Genomic DNA, 16,686 nt, shown 5'->3' with positions numbered 1-16,686 from the left:
ACCTTCCTCGGTTCAGCCGTGTACGTCGTCGTACACAGATGTAGGCCACCTGATGATGTCCAGGGGCACCGGCGCCCGCAGGGGATGGTCCCCAGGCGCCTGGATCGCGTGCAAAGAAAAACCGCCGGTTGCGGACGCAACTTTCGGCGGTAGAACTCCTGCGTCCGGAATCCATTCTAATTTGGCACGGTCCACGGAACACGCTCGGGATGCGTGAAATCACTCACACGCCCGGGGCGGACCGCACAACGCAGACTGCCGGCCTTCAGTTGTGGATGGCAGAGTACAGGTTCAGGCTGGCGGAGAACACGAGCCAGGAAAAGTACGGCAGCACCAGGTACCCGGCGGTGGCGTCCACCGGTCCGAAGCGCAGGATCAGGAACGCCAGGGTTGCGGTCAGCGCGCAGATGACAGCAAAGGCTGCCCACAGGGCCACCACTCCAAGCATGGGATACATCGCGAAGAACGTCACCGGCCACGCAGTGTTGAGCAGCAGTTGCCCCACATAGCCGGCAAGGGTGCCCCCGGACAGGCGCCCTTTGCGCCAGACCAGCCAGGCCGCTGCCGCCACGCCGGCATAGAGCACCATCCAGGTGGTGCGGAACATCCACGACGGCGGCATCCACGGAGCTTTCAGCGAGCCCGCGTACCAGCCGTTGGAGTTAAGGATGATGGGAACTGAGGCGAGTACCCAGGCCAGCGCGGAAAGGGCCAGGAAACCGGCGAGGGCAACACCCTGTGAACGGACGCCGGGAATGCCCGCTGCGGGTGCGGGACGGGTTTCAGGAATTACGGGCACGGTTCAGGATCCCCGACGCATAGCCCGTGGTCAAACGCGGTTTAAGGATGGGACAGCCGATACGCCGGGTTCTGTTCTCCCCTGCCGTTACCGGAAAGGGAGCGACGGCCATCCATCTACGAGTACCGTTGCCGGCACCCTCCAGCGGCCTACCCGGACACTCGGGCGGGCAGCCCTCGAACGTGTCCTGTCTGGCCTTGCTCCGGGTGGGGTTTACCTAGCCTTCCCGGTCACCCGGGAAGCTGGTGGTCTCTTACACCACCGTTTCACCCTTACCTGCCCTCCCCGGCCGGAGCCGGAAATGCAGGCGGTCTGTTTTCTGTGGCACTGGCCTGCGGGTTACCCCGAGTGGGCGTTACCCACCACCCTGCCCTGCGGAGCCCGGACGTTCCTCGAGCCACTTGCGTGGCGCGCGGCCGTCTGGCTGTCCCATCCGGGTCCCAGTCTACCGGCGCCGCCGGCCGCCTTTTGCCGCCGGTAGGATCGGACGGTGCTGATTCTGCTTCCCCCTTCCGAAGGCAAGACACCCGCGCTCCGCGGCCCCGCCGTCGACTGGACCGCCCTGGGCTTCCCGGAGCTCAACCCGTACCGCGCCAAGGTCCTTGAGGCGCTGGGAACAGTTAGCGCCCATCAGGATGCCCTCGCCCTGCTGGGCGTCGGAGCATCCCTGCGGGACGACGTCGAACGCAATACGCGACTGCATGCCGAACCGGCGGCGCCGGCGCACAGCATTTATTCGGGCGTCCTGTATGACGCCCTGGGCTACCGGACGCTGACGCCGGTTCAGCGCCGGAAGGCCGATGAGTCCGTCCTGGTGATCTCGGCGCTGTGGGGGGCCCTGCGCTTTGGCGACAGCGTTCCTGCCTACCGGTTGTCCATGGGCACGTCCTTGCCCGACGTCGGCCGGCTGGCTCCCTTCTGGAAGGCGCAGCTTGCCGACACCCTGGGCGCAGCAGCCCAGGGACACCTTGTGGTGGACTGCCGGTCCAGCACGTACGCAGCGGCGTGGGCGCCCCCGGCGGAACAGACCGTCTCCGTGAATGTCTTCACCGAGAGTGCAGGAGTCCGCAAGGTAGTGAGCCACTTCGCCAAGCACACGCGCGGCGAACTGGCGCGGCACCTGCTGGTGCGCCGCGGCAAAGCCCCGGCCACGCCGTCGGACCTCCTGAGAGCTGCCCGCGAACAGTGGGACGCCGAACTGGTGCCCGGGACCGCACGCAAGCCGCACGCCCTGAACATCATCCTGCCGGGCTGACCGCCCGGCAGGGTGCCTGTGGGCTGCTTAGGACCACTCGTCCGAACGGACCAGGATGGCGCCGGAGTCCGGGCAGAAAACGATGTCGTCGGCAGCAGCTGCCTTGATCTCGGCGAGGTCGCCGGGGCTGAGCTTCATGCCCGAGGCTTCCGACGTTCCGTGGAAGAGCCTGGCCGCACCCACTCCCCGCTTGGCCAGCGTCTTCTCGTAGACCGCCACCAGGCCCGCGTCCAGGCCTTGGGCAAATTCGCCGCGCTGGGCACGCAGGCCCGCCGCTTCCGTTTCCACTTCGGCCAGGGCCGCATCGAGCTCGGCCCTGATGGTTCCAAAGGACCCCTGGATGTCATCGACGATCTGCTGCTGGGCTGCCTGCCGCTCCCGCAGCGAGTCGAGCCGCTCCATGACTTCCAGTTCCACGTCTTCAAGGTCCGAGCGCCGCTTGTTCAGCGACGCGATGTCCTTTTGAAGTGCCACCAGGTCCTTGGACAGGCCGGTGCCGCTGTTGAGCCTGGCTTCGTCGCGTTCGATGCGCGAGGCAACCTGTTCGACGTCGGCCTCTGCCCGCTTCAGCGCGGCCTCGGCGTCGTGCACGGCCACCTTGGCTGCGCCCAGTTCACCGTTGGCGACGGACAGGGCGGCCTCGAGGTCCTTAATCCGGGGATCGTTTTCCAGCGTGCGGCGGCGGTTGGCGAGGCCCTTCAGCCGGGCATCAAGCCCCTGCAGTTCGAGCAACTTCAACTGTTCCGCCGGTGCTGCCTTAGCCACGTTTACCTCCGCTAGATCCCTTCCGGCCGGGGCCGGGCACCGAACCGGCGCTTCCTAGACTCTAGCCGGGAGTGAGGATGAAGTCCCACGGATCGCTGTTGGTGGTGCTGACCAGGATCTCAACGTCATGGCCCTGGTCGGACAGGACGTTGCCCAGGGCCGCGGCGGCGGCAGGCAGCCACAGCCATTCGCTGGCAAAGTGCGACACGTCCACCAGGTACGGCCGTCCATTGAGGGCGGCCTCGCGCGCCTCCGACGCCGGGTGGTGGCGAAGGTCGGCGGTGACGTAGACGTCGGCATTGCTGGCCCGCACTTCGTTGAACAACGAATCGCCGGCACCGCCGCACACCGCGATGCGCCGAACCAGCCCGTCCTTATCGCCGGAAACACGCACTCCCCCGGCCACGGAGGGAAGGATCCCGAATACGCGGGCGGCGAAGTCGCCCAGGCTCATGGCATCCGCGAGGTCGCCCACGCGCCCGATGCCTTCCTCCGGCAGCCCGTTGGCCGCCACGGTCAACGGGGCGACGTCCTGGAGTCCCAGGGCGTCAGCCAGGACATCGGAGACACCTCCGACGGCGGAGTCGCCGTTGGTGTGCACGGTCAGCAGTGCCGTCCCCGACTCAATAAGCCGGTGCACCGCCCGCCCCTTTGCCGACGTGGCTGCCACGGACGTGACGCCCTTCAACAGCAGGGGGTGGTGGGTGATGAGCAGCTCCGCTCCCCACTCAACCGCTTCCTCAATGACTTCCAGGGTGGGATCGACCGCGAACATCACCTTTGTGACGGGGGCGGACGGGTGGCCCGCGACGAGCCCTACCTCATCCCAGGTCTCCGCCAGGGATTCCGGCCACAGCTCCTCAACCGCAAGCAGCAGCTCAGCCAAAGTCGGGGCGTCCGCGGAACCGGCCGCGGGCGGCGTGTCGGAGGAGGCCTCGCCGTCGTGATCTGCCTGGCCGGTAACGTCGGTGTCCACAGGTTCCATAGTCTTAGTTTTACCCCATGGGCTTCCCGCCGCCGCAGTTTACGGCGCTGTGCCGGGGTACCCGGGGAATCTTCCGGCGCTGTCAACCATTGAAGAGGTCATGAAAACTTTTGTTCTTGGCGGAGGGTGCTTCTGGTGCCTTGACGCCGTCTACCAGAAGACCAGGGGCGTCACCTCCGTTGTATCCGGCTACACCGGCGGGCACGACCCCCACCCGGACTACTACTCGGTCTGCAGCGGGACCACCGGGCACGCCGAAGTTGTGGCGGTGACGTTCGATGAGGACATCATCCCGGCGGAGGTGGTCCTGGACATGTTCTTCGCCCTGCATGACCCCACCACGCTGAACCGCCAGGGATACGACGTCGGCACCCAGTACCGCTCCTCGATGTTCTACGAAACCGACGAGGAAAAGATCCTGTTCGAGGAAGCCATCGACCGCAACCAGGCCCTGTGGTCCCACCCCATCGTTACCGAGGTCAGCCGGCTGCCGCGGTTCCACGTGGCGGAGGAATTCCACCAGGATTACTACGCAAAGCACCCGGAACAGGGGTACTGCCAGGTGATCATCAACCCCAAGCTGGCCAAGGCCAGGAAATATTACTCTGCATGGCTTAACGCTTAGCCCGGCGTTACGCGGCCTCGTTAGGCTGACCTCAGTATCCACCCCTTAGAGATAGGCGTATGTACATGGCACGGATCTATGACGATGTAACGCAGCTGGTCGGCGGGACCCCGCTGGTTCGGTTGAACCGGCTCAGCGAAGGGCTGGACGCCACCGTTGCCGTGAAGCTGGAGTTCTACAACCCGGCCAACAGCGTCAAGGACCGCATCGGTGTCGCCATCATCGACGCCGCGGAAAAGTCGGGCGCCCTGAAGCCCGGCGGCACCATTGTTGAAGGCACCTCCGGCAACACGGGCATTGCCCTGGCCATGGTGGGTGCCGCACGCGGGTACAAGGTCATCCTCACCATGCCCGAGACCATGTCCACAGAGCGCCGGGTCATGCTGCGTGCCTTCGGCGCCGAGATTGTGCTGACTCCGGGATCAGAGGGTATGCGCGGCGCCGTGGAGAAGGCCCAGGAAATCGTGGCCAACACCGAGAACTCCATCTGGGCACAGCAGTTCGCCAACGAAGCCAACCCGGAGATCCACCGCAAGACCACGGCAGAAGAGGTCTGGGCCGACACCGACGGCGCCGTTGACATCTTCGTGGCAGGCATCGGCACCGGCGGAACCATCACCGGCGTCGGACAGGTCCTGAAGGAGCGCAAGCCCGGCGTGCAGATCGTGGCCGTGGAACCCAAGGACTCCCCCATCCTGAACGGCGGCGCCCCCGGCCCGCACAAGATCCAGGGCCTGGGCGCCAACTTCATCCCGGAACTGCTGGACACCAATGTCTACGATGAGGTCATCGACGCCACCCTCGAAGATTCGGTCCGCGTCGCCCGCGACCTGGGCATCAAGGAGGGCATCCTTGGCGGCATCTCCTCCGGAGCCATCGTCTGGGCTGCCCTGGAACTGGCCAAGCGGCCGGAAAACGCCGGCAAGCTGATCGTGGCCGTGGTGTGCGACTTCGGTGAGCGTTACATCTCCACCGTGCTCTATGACGACATCCGCGGCTGATCAGTCCGCTCTCCGCCCGATTCCTATAGAAAGAACTTTGTGGGCTTTTTCGCAAGACTAAAGGAAGACCTCGACGCCGCCCGGTCCCACGACCCGGCGGCTCGAGGTTCTTTTGAGAACTTTTTCGCCTATTCCGGGCTGCATGCCATCTGGATCCACCGGCTGACCCACCGCATGTGGCAGAAGCCGGAGCTGCGTTTCCCGGCCCGGCTCCTGTCGCAGCTGGGCAGGTCCTGGACCGGGATCGAGATCCATCCAGGCGCCACCATTGGCCGCCGCTTCTTCATCGACCACGGCATGGGGGTGGTGATCGGCGAGACTGCCGAGATCGGCGAGGACGTGATGATCTATCACGGTGTGACGCTGGGCGGCCGTTCGCTGGCCAGGATCAAGCGGCACCCCACGATTGGCGACCGCGTGACCATCGGTGCGGGCGCCAAGATCCTGGGGCCCATCACCATTGGCCGGGACAGTGCCGTGGGAGCCAACGCCGTGGTGGTCAAGGACGCGCCGCCGGAGTCCATCATCACCGGAGTTCCCGCCAAGTGGCGGCACCGGGATGCCCAGCGGGAGACCAAGCCCGCGGTGGATCCGGCCGAATACGACATCGAGTACCGGATCTAGCGGACGCAGTTCGGGCCCGGCCCGCTGCGTTGCTAACCGGGGAAACGCCTGTAGATGGCCCACAGAACGGCATCGAAGGCACGGTCCGGGAGCAGCCGGCGCAGCAGCAGGATGGCCCGCGCGCCCTTACCCACCGGATACCGGGTCTTGGGCCGCGGCGAGGTGGCGGCATGGACAATCGCCTCCGCAATAACCTCCGGGCGCGAGGACATTGCCGAGCCGTCGGTGGAGGCCAGCGCGGCTGCCACGACCTTGGCCTGCACCGCATAAGGTCCCGTGCCTGAATTGGCCAACAGGCCCTCGGAGGAGATAGCCCCCCATTCAGACTGGGTACCGCCCGGTTCGATAATGGCCACGTCGATTCCGTGCGGCTTGAGCTCCACCCGGAGCGAATCGCTGAGGCCCTCCACCGCGAACTTCGTGGCGTGGTACCAGGCGCCCAGCGGCTCGTACATCTTTCCGCCGATCGATGAGATATTGATGATCCGGCCCCTGCCGGCGGCGCGCATGGCCGGCAGGACGAGCTGCGTCATCCGGGCCAGCCCGAAAAGGTTGACCTCAAACTGCCGCCGGCCTTCGGCCAGCTCCACTTCCTCCAGCGACCCGTAGGACCCGTACCCGGCGTTGTTGACCAGCACGTCGATCCTGCCGTGGGCTGCGAGAACCTCCCCCACGGCCGCACCCATGGACTCCTCGTCTGTCACATCCAGCGGCAGGATCCGAACGCCGTCAGCCCTGAGCGGTTCCATTTTCTCCACCCGGCGGGCGCCGGCGTAGACGGTGAAACCGTGGGCCGCGAGCTTTTTTGCGGCTTCAAAGCCGATTCCCGTGGACGCGCCGGTGACAAAAACGACAGGCTGGCTCATGGGCGGGACTCCTTGGGACGGTGCGGCGGGACGGGCAGGCAGCGCGGATCGACGGTCGTTCCGGCAGGAAACACCAGCGGCCGGCGCCCCCAGAGTATCGGGTAGCGCCGGCCGCCGGGCCGGAAACGGTGCGGACTAGTGCGTGTCCACCGCTTCGACCTCGGACTTGTCTTCGCCCCAGAGGGTGTGGAAGGTCCCCTCGGCGTCGACGCGGCCGTAAGTGTGGGCGCCGAACAGGTCGCGCTGGCCCTGGATCAGGGCGGCAGCCACGCGCTTGCGCCGCAGGCCGTCGTAGTACGCCAGGGACGACGAGAACACCGGCACCGGAATGCCGAGCTGGACGGCGGTGGCAACAACGCGGCGCCAGGCCGGCAGGGCGTCTGCGATGGCCTTGGTGAACGCCGGCGCGAAGAGCAGGTTGGCCGGCTTCTCGTCGGCGGCGTACGCCTTGGTGATGTCCTTGAGGAGCTCGGCGCGGATGATGCAACCAGCGCGCCACAGGGACGCGATTTCGTCCAGCTTCAGGTCCCAGCCGTATTCCTTGGCCGCGGAGGTGAGCATGTCCAGGCCCTGGGCGTAGGAGACCAGCTTGGAGGCGTAGAGCGCCTGGCGGACGTCCTCGACGAACGTCTCCGGGATCTCCACTGTGACCTCGTTGCCGGCCAGCAGTTCCTGGCCCAGCTTGCGCTGCGCGGCCTGGGAGGACAGTGCACGGGCAAAGACCGACTCAGCGATCCCCGACACCGGCGAGCCCAGTTCCAGGGCGGAGATGACAGTCCAGCGGCCGGTGCCCTTTTGGCCTGCGGCGTCGACGACGACGTCCACGAACGGCTTGCCGGTCTTGGCGTCAACGTGGCCCAGCACTTCGGCCGAGATCTCGATCAGGAAGGAGGACAGCTCGCCCTGGTTCCACTCGGAGAAGATCTTTGCCTGCTCGGCCGGCTCGATGCCCGCGCCGGAGCGCAGCAGGTCGAAAGCCTCGCCGATGACCTGCATGTCGGCGTATTCGATGCCGTTGTGGACCATTTTGACGAAGTGACCGGCGCCGTCGGTGCCGATCCAGGCGCAGCAGGGCTCGCCGTCGACCTTTGCGGAGATCTTTTCCAGCAGCGGGCCAAGTGCCTTGTAGGACTCTTTGGAACCGCCGGGCATGATGGACGGCCCGTTCAGCGCACCTTCCTCGCCGCCGGACACGCCGACGCCCACGAAGTGCAGGTCCTTCTTGGCCAAGGCCGCTTCCCGGCGGCGGGTGTCCTCGTAGTGGGAGTTGCCGGCGTCGATAATGATGTCGCCCGGCTCCAGCAGCGGCTCCAGCTGTTCGATGACCGAGTCGACGGGCTTGCCGGCCTTGACCATGATGAGGACGCGGCGGGGCTTCTCCAGGGAGTCCACCAGTTCCTGCAGGGTCTCGGTGCGGACGAAGTCACCCTCCGAGCCGTGCTTTTCCAGCAGCGCATCCGTCTTCTCCACGGACCTGTTGTGCAGCGCAACGGTGAAGCCGTTGCGGGCCAGGTTCCGGGCGAGGTTGGCGCCCATGACGGCGAGTCCGGTGACACCGATGTGTGCAGACATCAATAACTCCAATTCATTGGTGGCCTCGGCTGCCGGCTTCCGCAGGCGGGAAGTCACCGGGCCAGATCAGGGGGTCGGAATAAAGCATATATATTCTGGCGGTGACGCGAAAGTAACGTCCGCGTCATGGAACCCTTTGTGTCGGTGCCAGTCTAGGGCTGCTGCCTTGCAGTGTCCTGGGCCGTGGGCTTGCCTGAGCTCCGGACGCCTGCCAACAACTAGGCTTAGCTTCATGACCAGCAGCCTCCACCACCGTGCCATCGACAACCTGGGCACGCGGATCATCTCGGGGGATCTTCCTGCCGGCCATGTCATGCTCGCGGAGCAGCTTGAGGTTGAACTGAAGGTTTCCCGGTCCGTGATCCGGGAAGCGGTACGGGTCCTGCAGTCCCTGGGCCTGGTGGAAACCACCAAGCGGGTGGGTATCCGGGTGCTGCCGGCCAGCCGGTGGAATCCCTTTGATCCGCAGGTCATCCGGTGGCGCCTGGCCAGCGATGCACGCGGCGCCCAGCTGCGCTCCCTTGCCGAACTGCGGGCAGCAGTGGAGCCTGCGGCTGCCGAACTGGCCGCGCAGAACGCTCCGGCAGCGCTGCGGATGGAACTCGTGGACGTGGCCCGGGCCATGCGGGAGGCCGGCAACAACGGCGAGGTGGCCCGGTTCCTGGAACTGGACATCCGCTTCCATTCGCTCCTGCTCTCCGGTTCCGGAAACGAGATGTTCGCCAACCTTATGGGCCAGGTGGCGGAAACCCTGACAGGCCGCACCGTCCACGGACTGATGCCCGACCACCCGCACCAGGCCGCCCTGCAGTGGCATGAGGATGTGGCGGAAGCGATCGCCCGTGGCGACGCTGTGTCCGCGCGTGAGGCCTCGGACCGGATCATGCGGCGCACGATGTCCCAAATGGCCGATACCTGGACGGAACAGCCGCGGGTCTTTATTCCTGTTCGGCAGTAAGCATCAGCGGGAACCGGGAAGAAACGTGTAATACCCGCGACATGTGACTTTTTGTTTCCGGGAGTTCACGGTATATTCATCCCAGGCCCTCCACCGCGGCATCCCCCAATAGTCGCGGTGGAGGGTTTTCCAATGCCCGGACAAAGGCGCGGAGCCTGACCTCCTACGCTGCGCCGGCCACCGGTTCCCTCAGCCGCCAGCCGCCGCCCAGCCCGTCCCGCTGAAGATACATGGTGGTCAGGGCCGACCTGGAGTTGTTTCCCAGCCTGACCTGCACCTGCAGGACTTCGACGTCCACACCGCTGCTGCCTTTGGGCATCCGGCGGCTGGTCTCCCACCAGTTGACGCGCTCGAACCACCTCACCGGCTCGGCACCAACAGCCCATTCCCTTCCCCGGCTCAGCACCGCCGTCGGCATTCCATCGCTGTCTGTGTGCACTATGACGTGTTCCATTCCTGCAAGCTATGGCAAGGCACTGACAATGGCGCCGGGAGGGCGGCACAACAAAAAAACCCCGCTGCCTCCGCCATCAGGCGGGGGCAACGGGGGTTTTGCTGGTGGGTCCTACCGGGATCGAACCGATGACATCCACGGTGTAAACGTGGCGCTCTACCAGCTGAGCTAAAGACCCAAATCGCGTGGTTTCCGGCCGTTCCGCCGTAACCAACGAACATAGACTCTACCCGACTGTGGGCCGGAAACGCGAATCCATGGAAGAAGTGTCCCGCCTACAGCGAAGGAAGTTCTGCGGCGAGGTAATCCAGTGCCTGGCTGACACCGGTTTCCAGCTTGATGGTTGCCTTGTCATCGCCACGGGTGGCGCCCCGGTTGATGATGACGACGGGCTTGGATTCCTTGGCGGCGTGCCTGACGAACCGCAGGCCGCTCATGACAGTCAGCGACGACCCGGCAACCACCAGCGCCGCAGCCTGGTCCACCATTGCGTACGAGCGCTCCACGCGGTCCTTGGGCACGTTCTCGCCGAAGTAGACGAAATCCGGCTTCAGAGTACCGCCGCAGGCGGGACACACCGCCACCACAAAGCTGCTGATGAGGGCCTGGTCCTCCACGGTGGCGTCAGCGTCGGGGGCCATTTCCACGAGTCCGCCGGCCGCTGCCCGCTCCAGGAAGCCGGGGTTGAGTTCCTCAAACACACCGGCCAGCAGGCGACGGGAGTATGTGCGCCGGCAGTCCAGGCAAACCACCTGGTCATACCTTCCGTGGAGATCCACCACGTTGGCGCTGCCGGCGTCCTGGTGCAGGCGGTCGACGTTCTGGGTTATCAGCCCGGTGAGGTATCCGCGCCGCTCCAGCGCCGCGGCGGAATAGTGGCCCTGGTTCGGGTCTGCATGCCGCATGTGGGACCAGCCGATGTGGTTCCTGGCCCAGTACCGCTGCCGGTTGGCCGCGTCCCGGACGAATTCCTGATACGTCATGGGCGAACGGGGCGGCGAATCCGGACCGCGGTAATCCGGAATGCCGGAGTCGGTACTGAGGCCGGCACCCGTCAACAGGGCGAAGGGGGCGCCCGCGAGAAGGTCCCGGATCCGTGCCAGAACGTGGAGGTCATTGCCGGAAGGCGGGGCCGGGGCTACCGGCGGCATGCTGGCGAAGCCGGTAAGGCCCGTCCCCCGCCGTTCCCCAGCCATGCTGCCTCAGGCCTGCTTAAGATCCGCCAGCGCGGCGCGGTATTCGCTGAAGTCGCGGGCCTGGCCGCGGGGGTTCACCACGCTGTAGCGGACCCTCCCGTCACCATCAATGATGAAGGTGGCCCGCTTCGCCATGCCGCTGCCGGCGTCGAACACGCCGTAGGCATTCGCCACGGCGCCGTGGGGCCAGAAATCAGCCAGAAGGTCGAAGGTGTAGCCCTCCTGCGCCGCGTAGGCCCGGAGGCTGAACTTGCTGTCCACGGACACGGCCAGGACAACCGCATTCGAATACTCGAACATGCCCAGGTTGTCCCGGATTTCGCAAAGTTCACCGGTACAGATACCCGAAAACGCAAAGGGGTAAAAGACCAGCGCCACGTTTTGCCCCCGGAAAGAGGAGAGCTTCACCGGCTCGCCGTATTGGTTGGCCAGCTCAAAATCGGGAGCTGCGGCGCCCAGCGAAGGAACAGCTGCAGACGCGGCCTCAACCGCTGCCGTCACTTGTTCTTCCTGCTGACCAGGCGGACGGCGCTCCAGTCCTTTGAGACCCCGGCTGAGGTGGTGACATGCAGGCCCGCCGTGGGAGCAGCCTCCTGGATTTCCGCCGGCGAAACGTAGCCGTCCCGGCCCGACTTGGGGGTGAGCACCCAGACAACGCCGTTTTCGCTCAGGGTGGTGAGGGAATCCATCAGGCTGTCCACCAGGTCCCCGTCGCCGTCGCGCCACCAAAGGATGACGGCGTCCGCCACCTCATGGTCGTCCTCGTCAAGCATTTCGGACCCGGTGAGGTCCTCAATATCGTCACGCAAGTCGAAATCGACATCGTCGTCGTAACCGAACTCCTGAATCAGATCCCCATTTTTGAAACCCAATTTTTCCGCCACATTTACCGAAGTGGCGGCGTCGGCCTCGCTCACGTGTTCCTCCAATACCTCATATATGCGGTGTGCATAGTGATTTCCATTACTCCCAAGCCAACACCCTTTGTGCCTGCGCTTCAAGCTGCCGCCCCCTGGACTGCGCATATTCTGCGTCACATCGGGCCACAGCGGCCCCGGCACAGGGGCTTTTCGTCACACAACCAGTATGACGAACGAAATACAACTGCAGCACCCGGACCGCAGCTACGCATCGTCTTGCCGTGACGGCTAGAGTGGCTGATGACAACTATGCCTGCGGACGACGACCTTGTGACTCCGTGCAGACATAGGAGCGCTAGGAAGCTGCCCGGCACACATGACCGGGCTGTTGTAACCGATACGTCGCACACGGCGTATATACGCCGGGCAGTCACCCTGCCTGGCCTGAGTGCGCCGATTCATGCGCGCAAAGAGAGGTTGGACGTGGCTGCAGGAGAAGATACCTCCCATATCCTCAGCGGGTTGACTAACCAGCTGCCTGATCGTGATCCGGAAGAGACTGCCGAGTGGGTTGAGTCCCTGGACGCGTTGATCAGGGAACAGGGCACCGAGCGTGCCCAATACATCATGCGGAGCCTGCTGCAGCGCGCCGGCGCGCAGAGCGTGGGTGTGCCGATGGTGACCACCACCGATTACGTGAACACGATCCCGGTGGACCAGGAAGCTGCGTTCCCGGGCAACGAGGAGTTCGAGCGCCGGTACCGGGCGTACATGCGGTGGAACGCCGCGGTCATGGTGCACCGGGCGCAGCGGCCCGATATCGGAGTCGGCGGACACATCTCCACCTACGCCGGGGCCGCGACCCTGTACGAGGTCGGCTTCAACCACTTCTTCCGCGGCAAGGACCACCCCGGCGGCGGGGACCAGGTCTTCTTCCAGGGCCACGCCTCCCCCGGCATGTACGCCCGGGCGTTCATGGAAGGACGCCTGTCCGAGGAAGACCTGGACGGGTTCCGGCAGGAAAAGTCCCGCGAGGGCCACGCCCTGTCCTCCTACCCGCACCCGCGCCTGATGCCGCAGTTCTGGGAATTCCCCACCGTGTCCATGGGCATCGGGCCGATGAACGCGATCTACCAGGCCCAGAACAACCGCTACCTGCACAACCGGGGCCTGAAAGACACCTCGGACCAGCAGGTCTGGGCGTTCCTGGGCGATGGTGAAATGGACGAGCCCGAGTCCCGGGGCCTGCTGCAGCTGGCAGCGAACGAGAACCTGGACAACCTGAACTTCGTGATCAACTGCAACCTCCAGCGCCTGGACGGCCCGGTGCGCGGCAACGGCAAGATCATGCAGGAACTCGAAGCGTTCTTCCGCGGCGCGGGCTGGAACGTGATCAAGGTTGTCTGGGGACGGGAGTGGGATGACCTGCTCACCCGCGACACCGACGGGTCCCTGGTAAAGATCATGAACGAAACCGTCGACGGCGACTACCAGACCTACAAGGCAGAGTCCGGCGGGTTCGTCCGCGAACACTTCTTCGGCAAGACCCCGCAGACCAAGGACCTCGTCGCGGACCTCACCGATGACCAGATCTGGAACCTCAAACGCGGCGGCCACGACTACCGCAAGGTCTACGCCGCATACAAGGCCGCCACCGAATTCAAGGGCAAACCCACCGTCATCCTCGCCCACACCGTCAAGGGCTACGGCCTGGGCCCGCACTTCGAGGGCCGCAACGCGACCCACCAGATGAAGAAGCTCACCCTCGATGACCTGAAGAAGTTCCGCGACCACCTGCGGATCCCGGTCACCGACGAGCAGCTGGAGAAGGACTCCTACCGGCCGCCGTACTACCACCCCGGTAACGACGCCCCGGAAATCAAGTACATGATGGAGCGCCGGGCGGCCCTGGGCGGATCCGTCCCGGAGCGCCGCGACACCCACGCCGAGATCGTGCTGCCGGAGGCCAAGTCCTACGAGGTGGCCAAGCGCGGTTCGGGCAAGCAGCAGGCCGCGACCACCATGGCGTTCGTCAGGCTCCTGAAGGACCTGATGCGGGATAAGAACTTCGGCAAGCACATCGCCCCGATCATCCCGGACGAAGCCCGCACGTTCGGCATGGACGCGTTCTTCCCGACGGCGAAGATCTACAACCCCAAGGGGCAGAACTACCTGTCGGTGGACCGGGACCTGGTCCTGGCCTACAAGGAATCCCCCGCCGGTCAGCTGATCCACCCCGGCATCAACGAAGCCGGCGCCGTGGCAGCCTTCACCGCCGCCGGAACCTCCTACGCCACCCACGGCGTACCCCTGGTCCCGGTCTACGTGTTCTACTCCATGTTCGGCTTCCAGCGCACCGGCGACGCCTTCTGGGCCGCCGGAGACCAGATGACCCGCGGCTTCATCATCGGCGCCACCGCAGGACGGACCACCCTCACCGGCGAAGGCCTCCAGCACGCCGACGGACACTCCCCCCTGCTGGCCTCAACCAACCCCGCCGTCCTCACCTACGACCCCGCCTACGGCTACGAAATCGGACACATCGTCCGCTCCGGCCTGGAACGGATGTACGGTGCGGATTCGACGGACAAGAACGTCATGTACTACCTCACGGTGTACAACGAACCCATCATCCAGCCCGCAGAACCGGAGAGCCTCGACGTCGAAGGCGTCATCAAGGGCATCTACCTGCTCGCCCCGGCCAAGATCGACGGTCCCCGCACCCAGATCCTTGCCTCCGGCGTCTCCGTGCCCTGGGCCATCGAAGCCCAGCGCGTGCTGGCCGATGACTGGAACGTCTCCGCCGACGTCTGGTCCGTGACCTCCTGGAACGAACTGCGCCGCGACGGCCTCGCCGCCGAAGAGGAAGCCTTCCTCAACCCCGGCCAACCCGCCCGCGTCCCGTTCGTCACCCAGCAACTCGAAGGAGCCACCGGCCCCATCGTCGCCGTCTCGGACTACATGAAAGCCGTCCCCGACCAGATCCGGCAATTCGTCCCCAACGAATACGCCACCCTCGGCGCCGACGGCTTCGGCTTCTCCGACACCCGCGCAGCAGCCCGCCGCTTCTTCAAGAACGACACCCACTCCATCGTGGTCCGTGCCCTTGAAATGCTGGCGCGCCGCGGCGAGGTGGATGTCGACGCCCCGGTGAAGGCGATCGAGAAGTACAAGCTGCTCAACGTCAACGCCGGCACCACCGGCAACGCCGGAGGCGAAGCCTAGCCTTCCGGCTGGACATCGGAACCAGCAGCGCTACACGACGGCGGCCCTCACCCCACAAGGTGAGGGCCGCCGTCGTTCTGTCCCGGGGTAAGCCGCCGGCAGGTACGGAGGCTGTGACGCAGCGCAAGGCGGGTTGTAGCCTTCGCACAAATGGAGCTTGCCCCGCGGTGGCCGTATGCTCAAAGAATGCCAGCATCAGCCAGCCAGTCCCCGAAGCGGAAACCGTCCCCGCCGAAGGTCACGCCGGAGAAGTCCGAGACCCTCAAGCAGCTCCGCGCCAACGTGGGCCAGCTCTCCACGACCACCATGCGCAAGCTTGAGCAGTCGCTGCCGTGGTACAGCCGGCTCAGCGCTGATGAGCGTTCCGCACTCGGCATGGTGGCACAGAACGGCATCGCGGCGTTCGTCACCTGGTACGAGCGGCCAAGCTCTCCCTCCTGGATCCTCACCGACGTTTTTGGGACGGCCCCCACGGAACTGACGCGTTCCATCAGCCTGCAGAAGGCGCTCCAGCTGATCAGGATCGTGGTGGAAGTGGTGGAGGACCAGGTTCCCGTCATTGCGCCCGAGGCCGACCAGCCCTCCCTGCGGGAGGCCGTGCTGCGCTATTCGCGGGAAGTCGCATTCGCTGCCGCGGACGTCTACGCCCGCGCCGCCGAGTCCCGCGGCTCCTGGGACACCCGGCTGGAAGCTTTGATTGTGGATGCGATCCTGCGCGGCGAAAACACGGACGCCCTGCGCTCCCGTATCGCCGCGCTGGGCTGGAAGGCGCAGGAGCGCTTCACCGTCATGGTGGGCAATTCCCCGTCTGAGCCCAGCGCCAGCTATGTCAGTGAACTGCGTCGGATGGCTGGCCGTTATGCCGAGGACGCGCTGGTGGGCATCCAGGGCGACCGGCTGATCCTCATCCTCGGCGGGGTGCAGGACCGCGAAACCGCCTATGTGAAGCTGAGCGACATGTTCGCCCCCGGGCCGGTGGTCTATGGACCCGAGGCCAGTTCGCTGCTGGAGGCCAGCGGATCCGCCCAATCCGCCTTCGCCGGATTGACGGCAGCCAGGGCGTGGCCGTCTGCGCCACGTCCGGTGGCCGCGGACGACCTGTTGCCGGAGCGGGTGATTTCCGGGGATGACGCTGCCCGGCGCTCACTCGTTAAGAACATCTACCGGCCGCTCCTGGCCGCCTCCAACGGGCTGGTGGAGACACTGGGAACCTACCTGGAACTGGGCCACTCACTGGAGGCCACGGCCCGGGAACTCTTCGTCCATGCCAACACGGTGCGCTACCGGCTGAAGCGGGTCTGCGATGTTACAGGCTGGGACCCGCTGCTCCCGCGGGAGGCGTTCGTGCTGCAGGCAGCACTGGTGGTGGGCCGTCTTTCGGCGCCACCGAAGGCCGCCACGGAGCGCCAGGCGTCCCGGAACCAGGCCTGAGGCATTGTAGACTTCCTACAACCTGACCCCGTGAGCTTGGTGCGGAGAAACACCGCTGGATCACACAGTA

16 protein-coding genes, 1 tRNA gene and 1 other RNA gene are annotated in these 16,686 nt (G+C 65.5%); 7 read left to right on the top strand and 11 right to left on the bottom strand.

Annotation, left to right across the window (positions count from 1 at the left end):
- Positions 1-265 precede the first annotated feature (265 nt).
- Together AB0280_RS15730 and rnpB are read right to left on the bottom strand one after the other, a co-directional pair.
- Entirely contained in the window at positions 266-799 is a 534-nt protein-coding gene (locus AB0280_RS15730; protein ID WP_201302415.1) for a TspO/MBR family protein, read from the bottom strand.
- A gap of 44 nt (positions 800-843) precedes the next feature.
- Positions 844-1,231, bottom strand: an RNA gene (gene rnpB, locus AB0280_RS15725) — RNase P RNA component class A.
- Positions 1,232-1,289: 58 nt separating this feature from the next.
- On the opposite strand from rnpB, the gene AB0280_RS15720 reads away from it, so the two are divergent.
- Positions 1,290-2,054, top strand: coding sequence for a YaaA family protein (locus tag AB0280_RS15720; protein ID WP_224026379.1), 765 nt, complete (start codon positions 1,290-1,292; stop codon positions 2,052-2,054).
- 27 nt (positions 2,055-2,081) lie between these two features.
- Here AB0280_RS15720 and AB0280_RS15715 read toward each other — a convergent pair whose 3' ends face one another.
- Entirely contained in the window at positions 2,082-2,819 is a 738-nt protein-coding gene (locus AB0280_RS15715; protein WP_159631764.1) for a zinc ribbon domain-containing protein, read from the bottom strand.
- Positions 2,820-2,880: 61 nt separating this feature from the next.
- Complete coding sequence (locus AB0280_RS15710) at positions 2,881-3,804, bottom strand: Nif3-like dinuclear metal center hexameric protein (protein ID WP_201302414.1); 924 nt, start codon at positions 3,802-3,804, stop codon at positions 2,881-2,883.
- 100 nt (positions 3,805-3,904) lie between these two features.
- Between AB0280_RS15710 and msrA the strand changes: the two genes are divergently transcribed.
- The 3 genes from msrA to epsC all read left to right on the top strand — a co-directional run bounded on the left by msrA (position 3,905) and on the right by epsC (position 6,054).
- Positions 3,905-4,429, top strand: coding sequence for a peptide-methionine (S)-S-oxide reductase MsrA (gene msrA / locus AB0280_RS15705; RefSeq protein ID WP_224026381.1), 525 nt, complete (start codon positions 3,905-3,907; stop codon positions 4,427-4,429).
- Positions 4,430-4,494: 65 nt separating this feature from the next.
- The gene (gene cysK, locus AB0280_RS15700; RefSeq protein WP_159631762.1) at positions 4,495-5,430 is read left to right on the top strand and encodes a cysteine synthase A; all 936 of its coding nucleotides are present in this window, start codon (positions 4,495-4,497) and stop codon (positions 5,428-5,430) included.
- 39 nt (positions 5,431-5,469) lie between these two features.
- Complete coding sequence (gene epsC / locus AB0280_RS15695; protein ID WP_159631761.1) at positions 5,470-6,054, top strand: serine O-acetyltransferase EpsC; 585 nt, start codon at positions 5,470-5,472, stop codon at positions 6,052-6,054.
- Positions 6,055-6,086: 32 nt separating this feature from the next.
- On the opposite strand, the gene AB0280_RS15690 is transcribed toward epsC, so the two are convergent.
- Positions 6,087-6,920 carry an oxidoreductase gene (locus tag AB0280_RS15690; protein ID WP_224026382.1) on the bottom strand — a complete coding sequence of 278 codons (834 nt, stop codon included), beginning with the start codon at positions 6,918-6,920 and terminating at the stop codon, positions 6,087-6,089.
- Between the two features lie 135 nt (positions 6,921-7,055).
- On the bottom strand, positions 7,056-8,492 hold the full coding sequence (gene gndA / locus AB0280_RS15685; protein ID WP_224026383.1) for an NADP-dependent phosphogluconate dehydrogenase: 1,437 nt from the start codon (positions 8,490-8,492) through the stop codon (positions 7,056-7,058).
- A 232-nt stretch (positions 8,493-8,724) separates the two neighbouring features.
- Here gndA and AB0280_RS15680 point away from each other — a divergent pair, with 232 nt between their 5' ends.
- Entirely contained in the window at positions 8,725-9,450 is a 726-nt protein-coding gene (locus tag AB0280_RS15680) for a FadR/GntR family transcriptional regulator (protein WP_159631758.1), read from the top strand.
- A 163-nt stretch (positions 9,451-9,613) separates the two neighbouring features.
- On the opposite strand, the gene AB0280_RS15675 is transcribed toward AB0280_RS15680, so the two are convergent.
- The 5 genes from AB0280_RS15675 to AB0280_RS15655 form a co-directional block, all read right to left on the bottom strand.
- Complete coding sequence (locus tag AB0280_RS15675; protein ID WP_159631757.1) at positions 9,614-9,904, bottom strand: hypothetical protein; 291 nt, start codon at positions 9,902-9,904, stop codon at positions 9,614-9,616.
- A 102-nt stretch (positions 9,905-10,006) separates the two neighbouring features.
- Positions 10,007-10,082 (bottom strand) — tRNA-Val (locus AB0280_RS15670).
- Positions 10,083-10,179: 97 nt separating this feature from the next.
- Entirely contained in the window at positions 10,180-11,100 is a 921-nt protein-coding gene (locus AB0280_RS15665) for an NAD-dependent protein deacetylase (protein ID WP_224026384.1), read from the bottom strand.
- 6 nt (positions 11,101-11,106) lie between these two features.
- Complete coding sequence (locus AB0280_RS15660; RefSeq protein ID WP_224026385.1) at positions 11,107-11,601, bottom strand: peroxiredoxin; 495 nt, start codon at positions 11,599-11,601, stop codon at positions 11,107-11,109.
- Complete coding sequence (locus tag AB0280_RS15655; protein WP_141160169.1) at positions 11,598-12,017, bottom strand: DUF3052 domain-containing protein; 420 nt, start codon at positions 12,015-12,017, stop codon at positions 11,598-11,600. Before AB0280_RS15655 ends, AB0280_RS15660 begins: the two co-directional genes overlap by 4 nt.
- 426 nt (positions 12,018-12,443) lie before the next feature.
- On the opposite strand from AB0280_RS15655, the gene aceE reads away from it, so the two are divergent.
- On the top strand, positions 12,444-15,185 hold the full coding sequence (gene aceE / locus AB0280_RS15650) for a pyruvate dehydrogenase (acetyl-transferring), homodimeric type (RefSeq protein ID WP_366367745.1): 2,742 nt from the start codon (positions 12,444-12,446) through the stop codon (positions 15,183-15,185).
- A 186-nt stretch (positions 15,186-15,371) separates the two neighbouring features.
- A complete protein-coding gene (locus AB0280_RS15645) occupies positions 15,372-16,616 on the top strand; it encodes a PucR family transcriptional regulator (protein WP_159631754.1) in 1,245 nt (414 codons plus the stop codon).
- Positions 16,617-16,686 lie beyond the last annotated feature (70 nt).

The sequence above is a fragment of the Pseudarthrobacter sp. 902506025 genome, from assembly GCF_040702325.1.
GTDB lineage: Bacteria > Actinomycetota > Actinomycetes > Actinomycetales > Micrococcaceae > Arthrobacter.
The sequence above is the reverse complement of the archived record's forward strand: the minus strand, read 5'-3'. Positions and strand labels throughout refer to the sequence as shown.

Coding starts and splice junctions, on each gene's coding strand:
- cysK (WP_159631762.1), top strand. CDS start 4,495: ATGGCACGGATCTATGACGATGTAACGCAGCTGGTCGGCGGGACCCCG.
- AB0280_RS15680 (WP_159631758.1), top strand. CDS start 8,725: ATGACCAGCAGCCTCCACCACCGTGCCATCGACAACCTGGGCACGCGG.
- AB0280_RS15690 (WP_224026382.1), bottom strand. CDS start 6,920: ATGAGCCAGCCTGTCGTTTTTGTCACCGGCGCGTCCACGGGAATCGGC.
- AB0280_RS15710 (WP_201302414.1), bottom strand. CDS start 3,804: ATGGAACCTGTGGACACCGACGTTACCGGCCAGGCAGATCACGACGGC.
- gndA (WP_224026383.1), bottom strand. CDS start 8,492: ATGTCTGCACACATCGGTGTCACCGGACTCGCCGTCATGGGCGCCAAC.
- msrA (WP_224026381.1), top strand. CDS start 3,905: ATGAAAACTTTTGTTCTTGGCGGAGGGTGCTTCTGGTGCCTTGACGCC.
- AB0280_RS15675 (WP_159631757.1), bottom strand. CDS start 9,904: ATGGAACACGTCATAGTGCACACAGACAGCGATGGAATGCCGACGGCG.
- AB0280_RS15645 (WP_159631754.1), top strand. CDS start 15,372: ATGCCAGCATCAGCCAGCCAGTCCCCGAAGCGGAAACCGTCCCCGCCG.
- AB0280_RS15665 (WP_224026384.1), bottom strand. CDS start 11,100: ATGGCTGGGGAACGGCGGGGGACGGGCCTTACCGGCTTCGCCAGCATG.